Here is a 15620-nt window from a genome sequence, read left to right as displayed (position 1 = left end):
GCCACGTGCGGGCGATTTCGCGCCACCGGCTGAGCAACCGGTTTTGTGCATCGTGCACAAAGTTCGCGCATCAAACAGGTGTATCAGGCACCTACAACTGTCACTTACAGCAGTCGGGCTCCAGGCCCCGCGGCAACCGCTCGCCGCCGAAGACCGCCACCGTCGCCTCCTCGCCGCCGAGCGCCGACACCGCGAGCAGCAGCGAACCCGCGGTCCAGGTGGTCTGCTCCTCCGGCCAGACGGCCCGGTTGCCCTCGAAGACGTAACCGGTCCAGTAGTTGCCGTTGTCGGCCCGCAGGTGCTGGATCGACTGGAGGATCTCCAGGGCCCGGTCCGACTCCCCCATCGCCCAGAGCGTGAGCGCGAGTTCGCAGCTCTCGCCGCCGGTGACCCAGGGGTTGGGCAGCACGCAGCGCACGCCCAGGCCGGGCACGACGAAGTCGTCCCACTTCTCCTCGATCCGCGCCTTCGCCTCCGTGCCGGTCACCGCGCCGCCGAGGACCGGGTAGTACCAGTCCATCGAGTAGCGGGACTTGTCGAGGAAGCGCTCCGGGTGACGGCGTATCGCGTGGCCGAGCGCGCCGGCCGCCAACTCCCAGTCGGGCTGCGGCTCCTCGCGCTCGTCGGCGATGGCCAGCGCGCAGCGCAGCGCCTGGTGGATCGACGAACTGCCGGTCAGCAGCGCGTCGTTCACCGGCGTGCCGTCCGCCTCGCGCTTCCAGCCGATCTGCCCGCCGGGCTGCTGCAGCCCGAGGACGAACTCGACGGCCGCGTAGACGACGGGCCACATGCGGTCGAGGAAGGCGTCGTCGCCCGTCGACAGGTAGTGGTGCCAGACGCCGACGGCTATGTACGCGACGAAGTTGGACTCCCGGCCGTGGTCGGTGACGTCGTCCGGGTCGCCGTCCTGGTAGGCCGCGTACCAGGAGCCGTCGCCGTTCTGGTGCCGGGCCAGCCACTCGTACGCCCGCCGCGCCGCCTCGTGCTTGCCGGCCGTGTCCAGGGCCATCGCGGCCTCGGTGTGGTCCCAGGGGTCGAGGTGGTGACCGCGGAACCACGGTATGGCGCCGTCCTCGCGCTGTGCGGCGAGGATGCCGGCCACGGTCCGGGCGGCCTGCTCGGCGGTCAGGACGCCGGGGAGCACCAGGTGCTCCGCGATCCGCTCGGGGCTGGTCACTTGGCGTCGGCCTTCGTGGTGTCGGCGGAGTCCACGGCATCGGCGGAGTCCACGGCATCGGCGGCAGCGGAGTCCAGTGCGGCATCCGCGGCGGCGGCCTTCGGCAGGTGGGGCTTGGTCGCGTAGGCGACGAAGCTCTTGCCGACGACGGGGTTGAGCAGCTGCTCGGCGATCCGGGTCACGGCGGGCTTCTTCATGATGTCCCAGACGAGCAGCTTGTGGTACGCGCGGACCGGCAGCGCCTTGTCGTTGTCCACGCCGAACGCGCACTTGAGCCACCAGTACGGCGCGTGCAGGGCGTGGGCGTGGTGGGTGCCGTACGGCCGCAGGCCCGCCTCGCGCATCTTGGCGAGGAGCTCGTCGGCCTTGTAGATGCGGATGTGGCCGCCCTCGACCTCGTGGTACTCGTCGGACAGCGCCCAGCAGACCTTCTCCGGGCCGTAGCGCGGGACGGTGACGGCGATCCGGCCGCCGGGCTTGAGGACCCGGACCATCTCGGCGAGCACGCCCTTGTCGTCCGGGATGTGCTCCATCACCTCGGAGATGATGACGACGTCGAAGGACTCGTCGGGGAAGGGCAGGTTGAGCGCGTCGCCCTCCATCGCGGTGGCGCTCGCGCCGGCCGGGGCCTCGCCGGCCTCCTTCATGGCCGCGAACCACTTGGCGACCTCGCGGATCTCCTCGCCGTTCTGGTCGAGGGCGACGACCTGGGCGCCGCGCCGGTAGCACTCGAAGGCGTGCCGGCCCCCGCCACAGCCCAAGTCGAGCACGCGGTCGCCGGGGGCGAGCGGGAAGCGGGTGAAGTCGACGGTCAGCACGGGGGTCTGCCTTTCGGGGGGTTGAGGTCAGGTTGTGGGCATACGTTCCGCCATGGGGGTCCCCCCAGGACGGAGCCCCAGGGGGAGGAACGGGTGGGCACGACCCACCCACCTGGCCGCACCCGGCACGCGAAGCTCGAACATCACCGGCGGGCCCCGGCGCCCTGCCGGGCGAGGGCCTCGCGGTACAGCTCGGCGGTGCCCTGGGCGGCGCGCGCCCAGGTGAAGTTGGCCAGCACCCGCTCCCGGCCGGCCCGGCCCAGCCGCGCCCGCAGCTCCGCGTCGCCGAGCACCCGCCCGAGCGCCGCGGCCAGCGCGCCCGCGTCGCCGGTCGGCACGGCGAGGCAGGTCTCGCCGTCGGGTCCGGCGACCTCCGGGATCGCGCCGCCGGTGGTGGCGACCAGCGGGGTGCCGGTGGCCATACCCTCGGCGGCCGGCAGCGAGAAGCCCTCGTAGAGCGAGGGCACGCAGGCGACCTGGGCGGAGCGGTAGAGGTCGACGAGCTCGGCGTCGCTGATGCCCTTGACGAAGCGGACGGCGCCGTCGAGCCCGTACCGCTCGATGGCCTGGGCCACCGGCCCGTCCTCGGCGCGCTTGCCGACGACGACGAGGTGGGCGTCGGGCTGCTCGGTGCGGAGCTTGGCGAGCGCCTCGATCAGGAAGACCAGGCCCTTGAGCGGGACGTCGGCGCTGGAGGTGGTGACGATCCGGCCGGGGACCTCGGCGACGGACGGGTCCGGGGACCACAGTTCGGTGTCGGCGCCGATGTGGACGACCCGGATGCGGTCCTCCCGTACGCCCAGGTGCTCGACGATCTCCTGGCGCGAGGTGCCGGAGACGGTGAGGACGGAGGGCAGCCGGCGGGCGACCCGCTTCTGCATGCGGGTGAAGGCGTACCAGCGGCGGACGGAGGCGCGGCGCTTCCAGTCGGCGGCGGCGTCGAGTTCGAGCTGCCGGTCGACGGTGATGGGGTGGTGGATCGTGGTGACGAGCGGGGCGCCGAGGGCGCGCGGGCCGCCGAGGAGCCCGTAACCGAGCGTCTGGTTGTCGTGGATCACGTCGAAGTCGCCGCGGCGGGCGGCGAGCATGCGCCGGGCCCGGAGCGAGAAGGTGAGCGGCTCGGGGAAGCCGCCGGTCCACATGGTGCCTACCTCGAGGGCGTCGATCCAGTCCCGGTACTCCTCGCGCGCGGGCGTGCGGAAGGGGTCGGGCTGGCGGTAGAGGTCGAGGCTGGCGATCTCGGTGAGCGGGACGCCCTCGTCGAGGGTGGGGTACGGCTGGGAGCCGACGACCTCGACGGTGTGGCCGAGCCGGGCGAGCTCCCGGGAGAGGTGGCGGACGTAGACGCCCTGGCCGCCGCAGAACGGATTCCCCTTGTACGTGAGGAGAGCGATCCGCAGCGGACGGTCACGGTCACCGTCCGCGGTGGCGCCGCCCTGCCGGGGGCTCGCCTCTATGGCCTCCGCGGTCAACTGGGACCCCCTTCGAGCGTGCGTTTCGCGGGAGCGTAACCGCCCGCGCTAACCTAGAACAAGTTACAGATCGATCCTGCGACGAGCACTGAATCTACCGGCAGGTAGCTCAGCCGTAAGAGGCGCGTCAGGTGATTCGCACCACGGCCGCCGACCCGCCATACTGTCGCCCCTCCACGCACGGACAACGCACGGACAACCACCGACAAAGCACCGTCAAACGCACCGACAACGCACGGACACCGCACGGAACGGGACCCATGACCGCGGAAGCCAGACCTGCGTCACCGCCCCTGACAGAGCGCCAGGAGGCCCGTCGGCGGCGCATCCTGCACGCCAGTGCGCAGCTCGCCGGGCGGGGCGGTTTCGACGCCGTCCAGATGCGCGAGGTCGCGGAGGCGGCCGGGGTCGCGCTCGGCACGCTCTACCGCTACTTCCCGTCGAAGATCCATCTGCTGGTCGCGACCATGCAGGACCAGCTCCAGCACATGCACACCATGCTGCGGAAGCGGCCGCCGGCGGGTGCGGACCCGGCGGAGCGGGTGGCGGAGACGCTGATGCGGGCCTTCCGGGCGCTGCAGCGCGAGCCGCAGCTCGCGGACGCGATGGTGCGGGCGCTGACCTTCGCGGACCGGAGCGTGAGCCCCGAGGTGGACACGGTGTCACGGCTGACGACCGCGATCATCCTGGACGCGATGGGGGCGGAGCATCCGACGCCGGAACAGCTGTCGGCGGTGCGGGTGATCGAGCACACGTGGCACTCGGCGCTGATCACGTGGCTGTCGGGGCGGGCGTCGATCGCACAGGTGAAGATCGACATCGAGACGGTGTGCCGGCTGATCGACCTGACGGCGCCGGGGGCCGCGCCCGCGCGCCCCGACGGGCGCGGGCGCGGCTGACGTCCTGCCGCGCTGCGTCAGGGGGTCTTCTGCGGGCCGGCGGCCTTGAGCGCGGCCTCGCACTCGGGCTTGGCGTCGGTGGCGATGAACATGTCCATCTTGAGCATGCCCATGCTGTGGTCGCTGGCCTTGAGCAGCCAGGTGCCCTTGCTGAGGCTCTTGATGGTCGAGCCGCTCTGCTCGAAGTTCTTGTCGATGTTCCAGCCGGCCTGGCCGAGGGCCGTGACGGTCTCCTTGTAGGACTTCTTCTGGTCGGCGGCCTTCGCGGAGTCGGCGGTCCACATGACCATGCACTGCTCCGTGCCGGCCGGCACCTTGTCGCCGGAGGCGTCCTGGGTGAAGCCGGCGCCGGTGGCCGCGGTATCGATCTCCTTCTTCACGGCCTCGGCGGTCAGCTCCTCGCCGCCACCCGACCCGCCGGTCGAACCGCCGGTCGAACCGCCGGACGTGACAGAGGTGTTGCCACCGCTCGAACCACCCTTGTCCGAACCGCCGTTGCTCCCGCAGCCCGCGACCAGCAGCACCACACCGGCGGCCGCGGCCACCATCCTCGCCTTGCGCACAACTCTCCCAAATACGTGCGCACGAAGGCCCCTTGCCCCCGTGACCAAGGGAGTAGTTTTGCATACGGAAACCGGTCCTCCGGCCTGCTCCGGCCCTAGTCCTCGGGCGGGAAGATCTGCTCCCCGCCGTCCGCCAGGGTGATCGTGATCGCTTCCACCGGGCAGCCCTCCGCCGCCGCCAGGACCTTCTCGTTCGCGTCGGGGTCCGGGTCACGGGGGTGGGACTGGCGGGCGCTGTCGAGGCGGAAGGCGTCGGGGGCGTGGTTGAGGCACATGCCGGAGCCGATGCAGACGGTGCGGTCGACCTCCACGTGCCAGCGGTCGCCCATCAGGCAGCACTCCCCGGGCCCTCGTAGCCGGCCGGGAGGTGGATCATCTTGTGTTCCAGGTACTCGGAGAGGCCCTCGGGGCCGAACTCGCGGCCCAGGCCGGAGTTCTTGTAGCCGCCGAAGGGGCCGAGCATGTCGAGGCTGAAGGTGTTGACGTTGAAGGTGCCGGTGCGGACCTTGCGGGCGAAGTCGACGCCGTGTTCGACGTCGGCGGTCCAGACGCTGCCGGAGAGGCCGTAGTCGGAGTCGTTCGCGATGCGCAGCGCGTCGGCCTCGTCCCCGTACGGGAGGAGGCAGATGACCGGGCCGAAGATCTCCTCGCGGGCGATCCGCATGGAGTTGTCGACGCCGCCGAAGAGGGTCGGCTCGACGTACCAGCCGCGGTCCAGGCCGGCCGGGCGGCCGCCGCCGGTGAGCACCTTGGCGCCCTCGGCCTGGCCGATGCCGATGTAGTCGAGGGAGCGCTGCTGCTGGCGGCGGGCGACGAGCGGGCCGACCTGGGTGGCCGGGTCGAGCGGGTCGCCGACCACGAGCGCGCCGGCCGCCGCCGCGAACGCCTCCGCGGTCTCCTCGTAGCGGGAGCGCGGGACCAGGATCCGGGTCTGGGCGACGCACGCCTGGCCGTTGTTCATCCACGCGGCCGGGACGATCCCGGCGACGGCCGCGGCCAGGTCGGCGTCCGGCAGGACGACGGCCGCGGACTTGCCGCCGAGTTCGAGGGTGACCCGGGTGAGGTTGCGGGAGGCGACCTCCATCACGCGTTTGCCGGCCGCGACCGAGCCGGTGAAGGAGACCTTGTCGACGCCCGGGTGCCCGACCAGGTACTCGCTGACCTCCCGGTCCGCGGGAAGGATGCTGAGCACCCCCTCCGGCAGCCCGGCCTCCGCCGCGATCTCGCCGAGGATGTACGAGTCGAGCGGTGACTCCGGCGACGGCTTGAGGATCACCGTGCACCCCGCGAGCAGCGCGGGTCCGAGCTTGGCGGCGGCGGTGAACTGCGGCACGTTCCACGGCACGACCGCCGCGACCACCCCGACCGGCTCGCGCCGCACGAGCAGCGGCCCGAGGACACCGGGACGCCGCTCCTCGTACGCGTACTGCCGCGCGACCGTGATCGCCGCGTCCCACACCATCATCGCGCCGAGCGCCTGGGCGAGGACGGACCAGGAGTACGGGGAGCCGTTCTGCGCGCTGATCGAGCGCGCTATCTCCTCGTGCCGTACGGCGATCGCGTCCTTGATCCGGCCGACGACCTCGATCCGCTCCTCCAGCGTCGTCCGCGGCCAGGGCCCCTCGTCGAAGGCCCGGCGCGCGGCGGCGACGGCCCGGTCGACGTCGGCCTCGGAGGCGTGCGGGACCCGGCCGATGACCTTCTCGGTGTGCGGGGAGACCACCTCGATGACCCCGCCTCCGAGGGGATCGGTCAACTCGCCGCCGATGAACAGTTTTCCGTGCTCCACAAGCTCGGTCATGGCCGACTGCCTCCCGGAACCCACGCCTCTTCTGACGGTGTGTCAGAACTGATACCAGTTCCAGTTCCAGGGCGCCAGACCACGGCGCGGGCGACCACGGCCGAAACGGCCGGAAGGCCTCCTGGACCCAGGCTCGCCTGACGATCCATCAGTTCTCGTTATAGTGGTCAACGGCCGTACCGGTACGCAGAGATGAGGACGCTCATGGCGCAGGTGACCGAGACGGTGACGGACCACGGCGGCGGCGTCTGGTCCCTGCGGGTCCCCATCCCGGACAACCCGCTCGGCCACACCCTCGTCCACGTCGTCGACACCGACCGCGGGCCCGTCCTCGTCGACACCGGCTGGGACGACCCCCGGTCATGGGCCGAGCTCACGGGTGGGCTCGGCGCCCTGGGCATCGGCGTACGGGACGTCCACGGCGTGGTCGTCACCCACCACCACCCCGACCACCACGGCCTGTCCGGCCGGGTCCGGGAGGAATCCGGCGCCTGGATCGCCATGCACGCCGCCGACATCGCCGTCGTCCGCCGCACCCGCGAGGCCGAGCCCGGCACCTGGCTCGACTACCTCGCCCGCAAGCTCGAAGCCGTCGGCGCCCCCGAGGAGCACACCGCCCCGCTGCTCGCCGCCCGCGCCGCCCGCCGCGACGGCCGGACGCGCACGCTGCCCGGCCTGCGCTCCGCCCTGCCCGACCGCGAGATCGTGCCCGGCGAACTCCTCGACCTGGCCGGCCGCCGGCTGCGCGCCGTCTGGACCCCCGGCCACACCCCGGGCCACGTCTGCCTCCATCTGGAGGAGGCCCACCCGGCCGGCCTGCCCGGCCACGGCCGGCTCTTCTCCGGCGACCACCTGCTGCCCGGGATCAGCCCGCACATCGGTCTCTACGAGGACCCCGACGACGCGACAGACACCGACCCCCTCGGCGACTACCTCGACTCCCTCGAACGCATCGGCCGCCTCGGCGTCGCCGAGGTGCTCCCCGCCCACCAGCACGCCTTCCCCGACGCCGCCGGCCGCGTCCGCGAACTCCTCACCCACCACGAGGCCCGGCTCGCGGACCTGCTCGCCCTCCTCGCCACCCCGCTCACCCCCTGGCAGCTCGCCGAGCGCATGGAGTGGAACCGCCCCTGGGACCGCATCCCGCACGGCTCCCGCAACATCGCCGTCAGCGAGGCCGAGGCCCATGTGCGGCGCCTGGTGAAGCTGGGCCGCGCGGAGGCGGTGGCAGGGACGGAGCCGGTGCGGTACGTGGCGGTGTGACGGGCGCGGCGTCACGGCGCGGCGTCACGGGAGCGGAGTCACGGGAGCGGAGTCACGGCGCGGAGTCACGGGCGCGGAGTGACGGGCGCGGCGTCACGGGCGCGGTGTGACCTACGGCGCCGGGGGGCGCCTGGGGCCCGGCCGGTAAAGTGGGCGGCCGTCGTCATGCCCGTACTGGGGAAGCCGGTGGGAAACCGGCACTGTCCCCTCCCCTCGCCCGGCGCTCCGCGCGGGCCGGGGATGCCCCATGCCGTGAGCCACCGTCACCGGTGGCGTCGGAATGCCCGGTACGGGACGTGAGCGCCGGCACCGTCGAGGAATACGGCGCCGGAGGCCGGCTCCCCGGGTGCCGGTGTCCGGTGCCCGCAGGAGAGGGACCCATGATCAGCGTTCGCCGCGCCGCCGCCGCACTCGCGGCCGGTGCCGTGCTCAGCACCACCGCCGCCGGAACGGCCGCCGCCGCGCCCGCCCCCTCCCCCGTCCCCGTGAAGATCCCCGCCGGTCTTTACGGCACGGGCGACCCCACTTACGACGGCGTCTGGCGCCAGTCGCTCGCCTTCCTCGCCCAGCGCACCTCCGGCATCCAGCCCGCCGACCAGGCGGTGAACTGGCTGCTCGGCCAGCAGTGCGCCAACGGCGCCTTCGCCTCGTACCGCGCCGAGCCGGCCAAGCCGTGCGACGCGAAGACGATGCTCGACACCAACGCCACCGCCGTCGCCGTCCAGGCCCTCGGCGCCGTGGCCCGCCAGTCCGGCGCCCCGGAGAAGACCGCGCAGGCCGCGAAGGACGGCGCCGCCTGGCTGAAGAGCGTGCAGAACAAGGACGGCGGCTGGAGCTACAACCCCGGCGGCGCCAGCGACGCCAACTCCACCTCCGTCGTCATCGGCTCCCTCGCCTCGGCCGGCGTCCGGCCCGCCGACGTGCGGTCCGCCGCCGGCAGGAACCCGTACGACGCCCTCCTCACCTTCGCCCTGCCCTGCGCGGGCGCGGCCGCGAAGGACAGCGGCGCGGGAGCCTTCGCGTACCAGCCCGACAAGACCGGCAAGCTCCTCGCCAACGCCGACGCGACCGCCGCCGCCACCCTCGCCGGCCTCGGCAAGGGCATCACCGCGCGCGGCGCCGACCCCGAGCAGCGGCCGGTCTGCACGGACGCGGCCAAGCCGGCGCCCGACCAGGCCGCCCGCAACGGCGCCGCCTGGCTCGCCGCCCAGCTCGCCAAGGCGCCCCACCTCTCCACCCCGCCGCTGCCCGGCGCCGCCGAGAGCGCCGAGCTGCCCGACTACGGCAACACCGCCGACGCCGTCGTCGCGCTCGCCGCCGCCGGGGCGAAGAAGGAGGCCACCGGCGCCCTCGCCTGGCTGGAGAAGAACTCCGCGCCCTGGGCGAAGACCGGCGGCCCCGCCGCGTACGCCCAGCTGGTCTTCGCCGCGCACGCCATGGACACCGACCCGCGCAGCTTCGGCACCGTCGACCTGCTGGAGCAGCTCAACGCCACCGGCCCGGCCCCGAAGGCCCCCGACAACTCGGAGGCGTCGGCCGGCGCGGACGAGGACGAGGGCGGTTTCGACGTGTGGTGGATCATCGGCATCGGCATGGTCGTCGGCGTCGGCATCGGCTTCCTCCTGAGCGGCCGCAAGAAGTGAGGCCGCAGCTCGCGGTGGGCGCGGCCGCCCTGCTGATGTCCGTCGCGGCGGCCGCGCCCGCCCAGGCCGTCGGCTACCGCTACTGGTCCTTCTGGGACGGCGGCGGCAAGGGCGGTACGTGGGCCTACGCCACCCTGGGCCCCGCGAGCGCCCGGCCCGCCGACGGCGACGTCGTCGGCTTCCGCTTCGCCGTCAGCCAGGACTCGAACGACGCCGCGCGCCCCTCCGCCCGGCCCGACTTCGCGCGACTGTGCGCGGGCGTGCCGGAGCAGGCGGGCACCAAGCGGGTCGCCGTCGTCATCGACTTCGGCCGCCCCGAGGACGCCGCGGCCGGCGAGACCCCGCCCGAGCCCGGCCTGCGGACCGGCTGCCCGCGGGTCCGCGAGGACGCCACGGCGGCGGAGGCGCTGGCGGAGGTCGCGAAGCCGCTGCGGTACGACACGAACGCGCTGCTGTGCGGGATCGCGGGCTATCCGGCGAAGGGGTGCGGCGAGCAGGTGTCGGCGGAGTCCACGGAGGCGTCCCCGAAGCCCGCCGCCACGAAGGGCTCCGGTGGTCCGTCGCTCGGGCTCGTCGCGGGCGGGGCGGCCGTGCTCCTGCTCGGCGCCGCCGGTGTCTGGCAGGCCCGCCGCCGTCGCGGATGACGCCGCTGCGCGCCCCCGAGGCGAACCGTTCCAACGCCCTGCACCCCGGCGCCTGGTGGCTCTGGGCGCTCGGCCTCGCCGTGGCCGCCTCCCGCACCACCAACCCGCTCCTGCTCGGCCTGGTCGTCGGCGTCGCCGGTTATGTCGTGGCGGCCCGCCGTACGGACGCGCCCTGGGCCCGCTCGTACGGCGCCTTCGTCAAGCTCGGCCTGTTCGTCGTCGCCCTGCGCGTCGCGTTCTCGCTCGTCCTCGGCTCGCCGATCCCGGGCTCGCGGCTTCTCTTCACGCTGCCCGAACTGCCGCTGCCCGACTGGGCGCAGGGCGTGCGGATCGGCGGCCGGGTCACCGCCGAGCAGGTCGTCTTCGCCCTGTACGACGGCCTGAAGCTGGCCGCCCTGCTCATCTGCGTGGGCGCGGCGAACGCTCTCGCCAACCCGGCGCGGCTGCTCAAGTCGCTGCCGGGCGCGCTGTACGAGGCCGGCGTCGCCGTCGTGGTCGCCATGACGTTCGCCCCGAACCTCGTCGCCGACGTGCTGCGCCTGCGCACCGCGCGCCGGCTGCGCGGCCGCCCCACGGGCGGTGTCCGGGCGCTCCTCCAGATCGGGCTGCCCGTGCTCGAAGGCGCCCTGGAACGGTCGGTGGCCGTCGCCGCCTCCATGGACGCGCGCGGCTACGGCCGTACGGCCCAGGTCCCGCCCGCCGTCCGGCGCACCACCAACATCCTCACCATCGGCGGGCTGCTCGGCGTGTGCGCCGGTTCGTACGGGCTGCTCGCCGCCGAAGGCGCGGGCTACGGGCTGCCGCTCCTCGCCGCCGGCCTCCTCGCCGCCTTCGCGGGCCTGCGACTCGGCGGCCGCCGCGCCGCCCGTACCCGCTACCGCCCGGACCGGTGGGGCGCGCGGGCCTGGCTCGTCGCCGGGTCGGGCGTCGCCGTGGCGGTGGCGATGATCCGGGCGGGGTCGGTGGCGCCGGAGGCCCTGCATCCCGGGGTCGTACCCCTGGAAGCCCCCCAGCTGCCGCTGTGGCCGGCGGTGTCCGTACTGCTCGGTCTGCTGCCCGCGTTCGTGGCCCCGGTGCCGAAGGATCCGAAGGAGGCGAACCGGTGATCCGTTTCGAGGACGTCTCGGTGACGTACGACGGCGAGGCCGCGCCCACGCTGAGGGACGTGGACCTCGTGGTGCCCGAGGGCGAGCTGGTCCTCCTCGTCGGCCCGTCCGGCGTCGGCAAGTCCACCCTGCTCGGCGCCGTCTCCGGTCTCGTCCCCCACTTCACTGGCGGCACCCTGCGGGGCCGCGTCACGGTCGACGGCCGGGACACCCGGACGCATCCGCCGCGCGAGCTGGCCGACGTCGTGGGCACGGTCGGGCAGGACCCGCTCGCCCACTTCGTCACGGACACCGTCGAGGACGAGCTCGCGTACGGCATGGAGTCGCTCGGGCTCCCGCCCGCGGTGATGCGGCGGCGCGTGGAGGAGACGCTCGATCTGCTGGGGCTTGCCGAGCTCCGCGACCGGCCGATCGCCACCCTCTCCGGCGGACAGCAGCAGCGGGTCGCGATCGGTTCCGTCCTCACCCCGCACCCGAAGGTGCTGGTCCTCGACGAGCCGACCTCGGCGCTCGACCCGTCGGCGGCGGAGGACGTGCTGGCCGTGCTGCAGCGTCTCGTGCACGACCTGGGCACGACGGTGCTGATGGCGGAGCACCGCCTGGAGCGAGTGGTCCAGTACGCGGACCAGGTTCTGCTCCTCCCGGAGGCCGTGCTGGGCCCGCCGGCCGAGATCATGGCGGTGTCGCCGGTGCGTCCGCCGGTGGTGGCCCTGGGCCGGGCGGCGGGCTGGGACCCGCTGCCGCTGACGGTGCGCGACGCGAGGCGGCGCGCGGGGGCGCTGAGGGAGCGGCTGGCGGGGCGGGAGCCGGCGCCTGCGGCGGGGCTGGACTCTCAGCCCGCCCGCCGGAATCCAGCCCTGCCGGCGCTTGAGGCGCGGGGGTCCGGGGGCGGAGCCCCCTCACGTGGCGGAGCCGCACAGGTCACAGCCGGGAAGGGGCGGGGTGGCGGCTTCCCCTTGTTCACACGGCGCCGCACCAGCCCAGCCCCGTTCCCCGACCCCACCACCCCCCTCCTCTCCGTCACCCGGCTCGCCGTCCGCCGCGGCCGCGTCGAGGCCCTCCGCCGCGTCGACCTCCAGGTCCGCGCCGGCGAGACCGTCGCCCTCATGGGCCGCAACGGCGCCGGGAAGTCGACGCTGCTCGGGACCCTCGTCGGGATGATCGCGCCGACGGGCGGGACCGTGCGGGTCGCCGGGCTCACCCCGCATGCCACGGACCCGCGGGCGCTGATCAGGCACGTGGGGCTCGTGCCGCAGGAGCCGCGCGACCTCCTCTACGCGGACACCGTCGCCGCCGAGTGCGCCGCGGCCGACCAGGACGCGGGCGCCGCGCCCGGGAGCTGCCGGGCCCTGGTGTCCGAGCTGCTGCCGGGCGTCGCGGACGGAACGCATCCGCGGGACCTGTCCGAGGGGCAGCGACTCGCCCTCGCGCTCGCCGTCGTACTGACCGCACGCCCGCCGCTGCTCCTGCTCGACGAGCCGACCCGTGGTCTGGACTACGCGGCGAAGGCGCGTCTCGTCACGCGTCTGCGTGCCCTCGCGGCGGACGGCCACGCCATCGTGCTCGCCACGCACGACGTGGAGCTCGCCGCGGATCTCGCGGACCGTGTCGTGGTCGTCGCGGGCGGTGAGGTGGTGGCGGACGGGCCGACAGCCGAGGTGGTCGTGTCCTCGCCGGCGTTCTCGCCGCAGGTGGCGAAGATCCTGGCGCCGGAGCCGTGGCTCACGGTGGAGCAGGTGGAGGAGGCGCTGCGCGCATGAGCTCGCGTCCCGTCCGGCTGGGGCCCCGTTCGATCGCCGCCCTCGTCCTGGTCTCCGTCGTCGGGCTGATCGCCGTCGGCTGGCCCCTCTTCGCCGACGCGGGGTCCACGCTGACGGACCACGCCGCCGACGCGCCGTGGTTCTTCGCGCTGATGCTGCCGCTGCTCATCGCCGTCGTCGTGGCGACGATCGCCGACTGCGGGATGGACGCGAAGGCGGTGGCGATGCTGGGCGTGCTGGCCGCCGTGGGGGCGGCGCTGCGGCCGATCGGGGCGGGGACGGCGGGCCTGGAGCCGATGTTCTTCCTGATGGTGCTGAGCGGCCGGGTCCTCGGGCCGGGCTTCGGCTTCGTGCTCGGCGCGGTGACGATGTTCGCGTCGGCGCTGCTCACGGGCGGGGTGGGGCCGTGGCTGCCGACGCAGATGCTGGCGATGGGCTGGTTCGCGATGGGCGCGGGTCTGCTGCCGGGCTCCGACCGGCTGAGGGGGCGCGGCGAGCGGCTGGTGCTGGCGGCGTACGGCTTCGTGGCGGCGTTCGCGTACGGCACGGTCACCAACCTCTACGGCTGGGTGACGGTCGGCGGCATGGGCCAGGGCATCTCCTTCCAGCCGGGGGATCCGGTGCGGGAGAACCTGGTGCGGTTTGCGGCGTACGTGGCCGCCACCTCGCTCGGCTGGGACCTGGGCCGGGCGCTGCTCACCGTCGTGCTGACCCTCACCGCCGGCGGCGCGCTCCTGAGGGCGCTGCGCCGGGCCACGCGGCGGGCGAACTTCGAGGCCCAGGTCACATTCGAGGCCCCCGGGAGGGCCCTCCAGGGTGAGGCCCCTCATAGGACCCACGTCACGTCCGAACCGGAATAGTAGACCCGGGCGAGACCACCCAAATCCACCCATACACCGCCATGAGCTGCGGTGATGTCATGGGCCGGACATATCACACGGGCCCGGTACCGCACCCCCGTCCTCCGAACCGGCCTCGTACTGGGGGTCGTTGCCACGGCCTCGCCGGGCTGCTTCTCTGGTGGACGTCGCCAGGCAGCCGGTGCTCGGGACTTCTCGTTCGAGAGCATCACGGCAGGCCGGTTCCCCCCAGTTCCCGGGACTCCCGGGCCCTGGTTCCGGCATGCCGAAAGCGCCCGGCGCGACCTTTGCCCCCGACGTTAGGTAAGACGTTTTGTTCCGCTCGATCGCCACTCGTGTCAACTCCCGCAAGAAGACCTTCGCCGTTTCCGCCGCCGTCCTCATCGGCGCGTCCGGCGCGGTGCTCGGCACGACGGGTACGGCCTCGGCCGCCACGGAGCAGGAGATCGCCCGCCAGATCGTCCCGCCGGCGCAGTTCGCGTCGTTCAGCAAGATCGTCGAGCACGAGTCCGGCTGGAACCACACCGCCACCAACTCGTCCTCCGGCGCCTACGGCCTGGTCCAGGCCCTGCCGGGCTCCAAGATGGCCTCGGCCGGTGCCGACTGGAAGACGAACCCCGCCACCCAGATCAAGTGGGGTCTCAACTACATGAACGAGCGCTACGGCTCCCCGAACGCCGCCTGGGCCTTCTGGCAGACCCACGGCTGGTACTAAGCCGGACCCGGTAGCACCCAGACGTCGCAAGGCCCCGTCCTCCCCAGCGGAGGAACCGGGGCCTGCGGCGTTTTCTCATGCCGTCCATCCGCCGGTCCGTCCATCCGTCGATGCGTCCGGTCCGTCCATCCGTCGATGCGTCCGGTCCGTCGATCCGTCCGGTCCGTCGATCCGTCCCTCCGCCGATCCGTCCCTCCGTCGGTCAGACGCCCAGCAGCATCCGGACCTGCGGCCACAGCCCGTCCAGGACAGCCGGGTCGTTCTTCAGCTTGGCCAGCAGCACGAGCCCTTCCAGCTGGGCCACCACCGCCCGGGCCACCTCCGCGCCCGCCCGGTCCGCCGGGATCGCCCCCTCGGCCGCCGCCTCCCCGAGCACACCGGCGATCAGCTCGATCTGCTCGTCGAAGATCTCGTCGAGCCGGGCCCGGACGTCCGGCTCCTGGGTGCTCAGCTCCAGGGCGAGGTTGCCGAGCAGGCAGCCGTCGACCGTGCCCCCGGTCTCCTTGAGCCGCCGCTGGGTCTCCGCCGGGCCGGTGAGCAGGGCCCGCAGCCGGTCGAGGGCGGGGCCCGGCGCGGTCAGGGCAGCGGTCCAGCAGGCGCGCTCGGCGGCCCAGTAGGCGCTCGCGACCTCGACGGTCAGGGCCTGCTTGGAGGCGAAGAAGTAGTAGAAGCTGCCCTTCTTCACGTCCGCCCTGGCACAGATCTCGGCGACGCCGAGGCTCGCGTAACCGCGGCCGCGCATGAGCTCGCCGGTGGCGTCGAGGAGTCGTTCACGTGCCGTGCTGGTGCGTCCCATGACGGTGACTATAGGCGTGACGGGACGCGCCGTCCCGGCTTTTAGTTGACCGGTCGTCTATACCCTCCTACTGTCCTCCACACAGGCGGGCACCGCGCCCGCC

The 15620-nt window shown here is 73.5% G+C and carries 15 protein-coding genes; 8 read left to right on the top strand and 7 right to left on the bottom strand.

Annotation, left to right across the window (positions count from 1 at the left end; genetic code table 11):
• Positions 1-100 precede the first annotated feature (100 nt).
• The 3 genes from ACIRSU_RS18745 to ACIRSU_RS18735 all read right to left on the bottom strand — a co-directional run bounded on the left by ACIRSU_RS18745 (position 101) and on the right by ACIRSU_RS18735 (position 3467).
• Positions 101-1177: a prenyltransferase gene (locus ACIRSU_RS18745; protein WP_403793387.1), complete on the bottom strand. Its 1077-nt coding sequence runs from the start codon at positions 1175-1177 to the stop codon at positions 101-103.
• Positions 1174-1995: a class I SAM-dependent methyltransferase gene (locus ACIRSU_RS18740; RefSeq protein ID WP_403793385.1), complete on the bottom strand. Its 822-nt coding sequence runs from the start codon at positions 1993-1995 to the stop codon at positions 1174-1176. The genes ACIRSU_RS18745 and ACIRSU_RS18740 overlap by 4 nt, the downstream gene beginning before the upstream one ends.
• Positions 1996-2138: 143 nt before the next feature.
• Positions 2139-3467, bottom strand: a complete 1329-nt coding sequence (locus ACIRSU_RS18735) for a glycosyltransferase family 4 protein (RefSeq protein ID WP_403793383.1) — start codon at positions 3465-3467, stop codon at positions 2139-2141.
• Between the two features lie 260 nt (positions 3468-3727).
• On the opposite strand from ACIRSU_RS18735, the gene ACIRSU_RS18730 reads away from it, so the two are divergent.
• Positions 3728-4366 (top strand): TetR family transcriptional regulator, encoded by a 639-nt coding sequence (locus tag ACIRSU_RS18730; RefSeq protein WP_403793381.1) that lies wholly within the window; start codon positions 3728-3730, stop codon positions 4364-4366.
• Positions 4367-4383: 17 nt separating this feature from the next.
• On the opposite strand, the gene ACIRSU_RS18725 is transcribed toward ACIRSU_RS18730, so the two are convergent.
• From ACIRSU_RS18725 to ACIRSU_RS18715, 3 genes are all read right to left on the bottom strand, one after another.
• The gene (locus tag ACIRSU_RS18725; protein WP_403793379.1) at positions 4384-4929 is read right to left on the bottom strand and encodes a hypothetical protein; all 546 of its coding nucleotides are present in this window, start codon (positions 4927-4929) and stop codon (positions 4384-4386) included.
• 95 nt (positions 4930-5024) lie between these two features.
• The gene (locus ACIRSU_RS18720) at positions 5025-5258 is read right to left on the bottom strand and encodes a ferredoxin (RefSeq protein ID WP_403793377.1); all 234 of its coding nucleotides are present in this window, start codon (positions 5256-5258) and stop codon (positions 5025-5027) included.
• A complete protein-coding gene (locus ACIRSU_RS18715; protein ID WP_403793376.1) occupies positions 5258-6730 on the bottom strand; it encodes an aldehyde dehydrogenase in 1473 nt (490 codons plus the stop codon). The genes ACIRSU_RS18720 and ACIRSU_RS18715 overlap by 1 nt, the downstream gene beginning before the upstream one ends.
• Positions 6731-6934: 204 nt before the next feature.
• Between ACIRSU_RS18715 and ACIRSU_RS18710 the strand changes: the two genes are divergently transcribed.
• The 7 genes from ACIRSU_RS18710 to ACIRSU_RS18680 all read left to right on the top strand — a co-directional run bounded on the left by ACIRSU_RS18710 (position 6935) and on the right by ACIRSU_RS18680 (position 14721).
• Positions 6935-7993: an MBL fold metallo-hydrolase gene (locus ACIRSU_RS18710; protein WP_403793374.1), complete on the top strand. Its 1059-nt coding sequence runs from the start codon at positions 6935-6937 to the stop codon at positions 7991-7993.
• 380 nt (positions 7994-8373) lie between these two features.
• A complete protein-coding gene (locus ACIRSU_RS18705; protein ID WP_403793372.1) occupies positions 8374-9636 on the top strand; it encodes a prenyltransferase/squalene oxidase repeat-containing protein in 1263 nt (420 codons plus the stop codon).
• 35 nt (positions 9637-9671) lie between these two features.
• Entirely contained in the window at positions 9672-10280 is a 609-nt protein-coding gene (locus ACIRSU_RS18700; RefSeq protein ID WP_403793639.1) for an SCO2322 family protein, read from the top strand.
• Complete coding sequence (locus ACIRSU_RS18695) at positions 10277-11386, top strand: energy-coupling factor transporter transmembrane protein EcfT (RefSeq protein ID WP_403793370.1); 1110 nt, start codon at positions 10277-10279, stop codon at positions 11384-11386. The genes ACIRSU_RS18700 and ACIRSU_RS18695 overlap by 4 nt, the downstream gene beginning before the upstream one ends.
• Positions 11383-13146, top strand: a complete 1764-nt coding sequence (locus ACIRSU_RS18690; RefSeq protein ID WP_403793368.1) for an ABC transporter ATP-binding protein — start codon at positions 11383-11385, stop codon at positions 13144-13146. Before ACIRSU_RS18695 ends, ACIRSU_RS18690 begins: the two co-directional genes overlap by 4 nt.
• Positions 13143-14006 (top strand): ECF transporter S component, encoded by an 864-nt coding sequence (locus ACIRSU_RS18685; RefSeq protein WP_403793366.1) that lies wholly within the window; start codon positions 13143-13145, stop codon positions 14004-14006. Before ACIRSU_RS18690 ends, ACIRSU_RS18685 begins: the two co-directional genes overlap by 4 nt.
• A gap of 313 nt (positions 14007-14319) precedes the next feature.
• Positions 14320-14721, top strand: a complete 402-nt coding sequence (locus ACIRSU_RS18680; protein ID WP_403793365.1) for a transglycosylase SLT domain-containing protein — start codon at positions 14320-14322, stop codon at positions 14719-14721.
• Between the two features lie 202 nt (positions 14722-14923).
• On the opposite strand, the gene ACIRSU_RS18675 is transcribed toward ACIRSU_RS18680, so the two are convergent.
• Positions 14924-15517 carry a TetR/AcrR family transcriptional regulator gene (locus tag ACIRSU_RS18675; RefSeq protein WP_403793363.1) on the bottom strand — a complete coding sequence of 198 codons (594 nt, stop codon included), beginning with the start codon at positions 15515-15517 and terminating at the stop codon, positions 14924-14926.
• Positions 15518-15620: the final 103 nt, after the last annotated feature.

It is taken from the genome of Streptomyces sp. NPDC101160, assembly GCF_044768205.1.
GTDB lineage: Bacteria > Actinomycetota > Actinomycetes > Streptomycetales > Streptomycetaceae > Streptomyces.
This window is presented reverse-complemented; position numbering and strand designations above follow the sequence as displayed.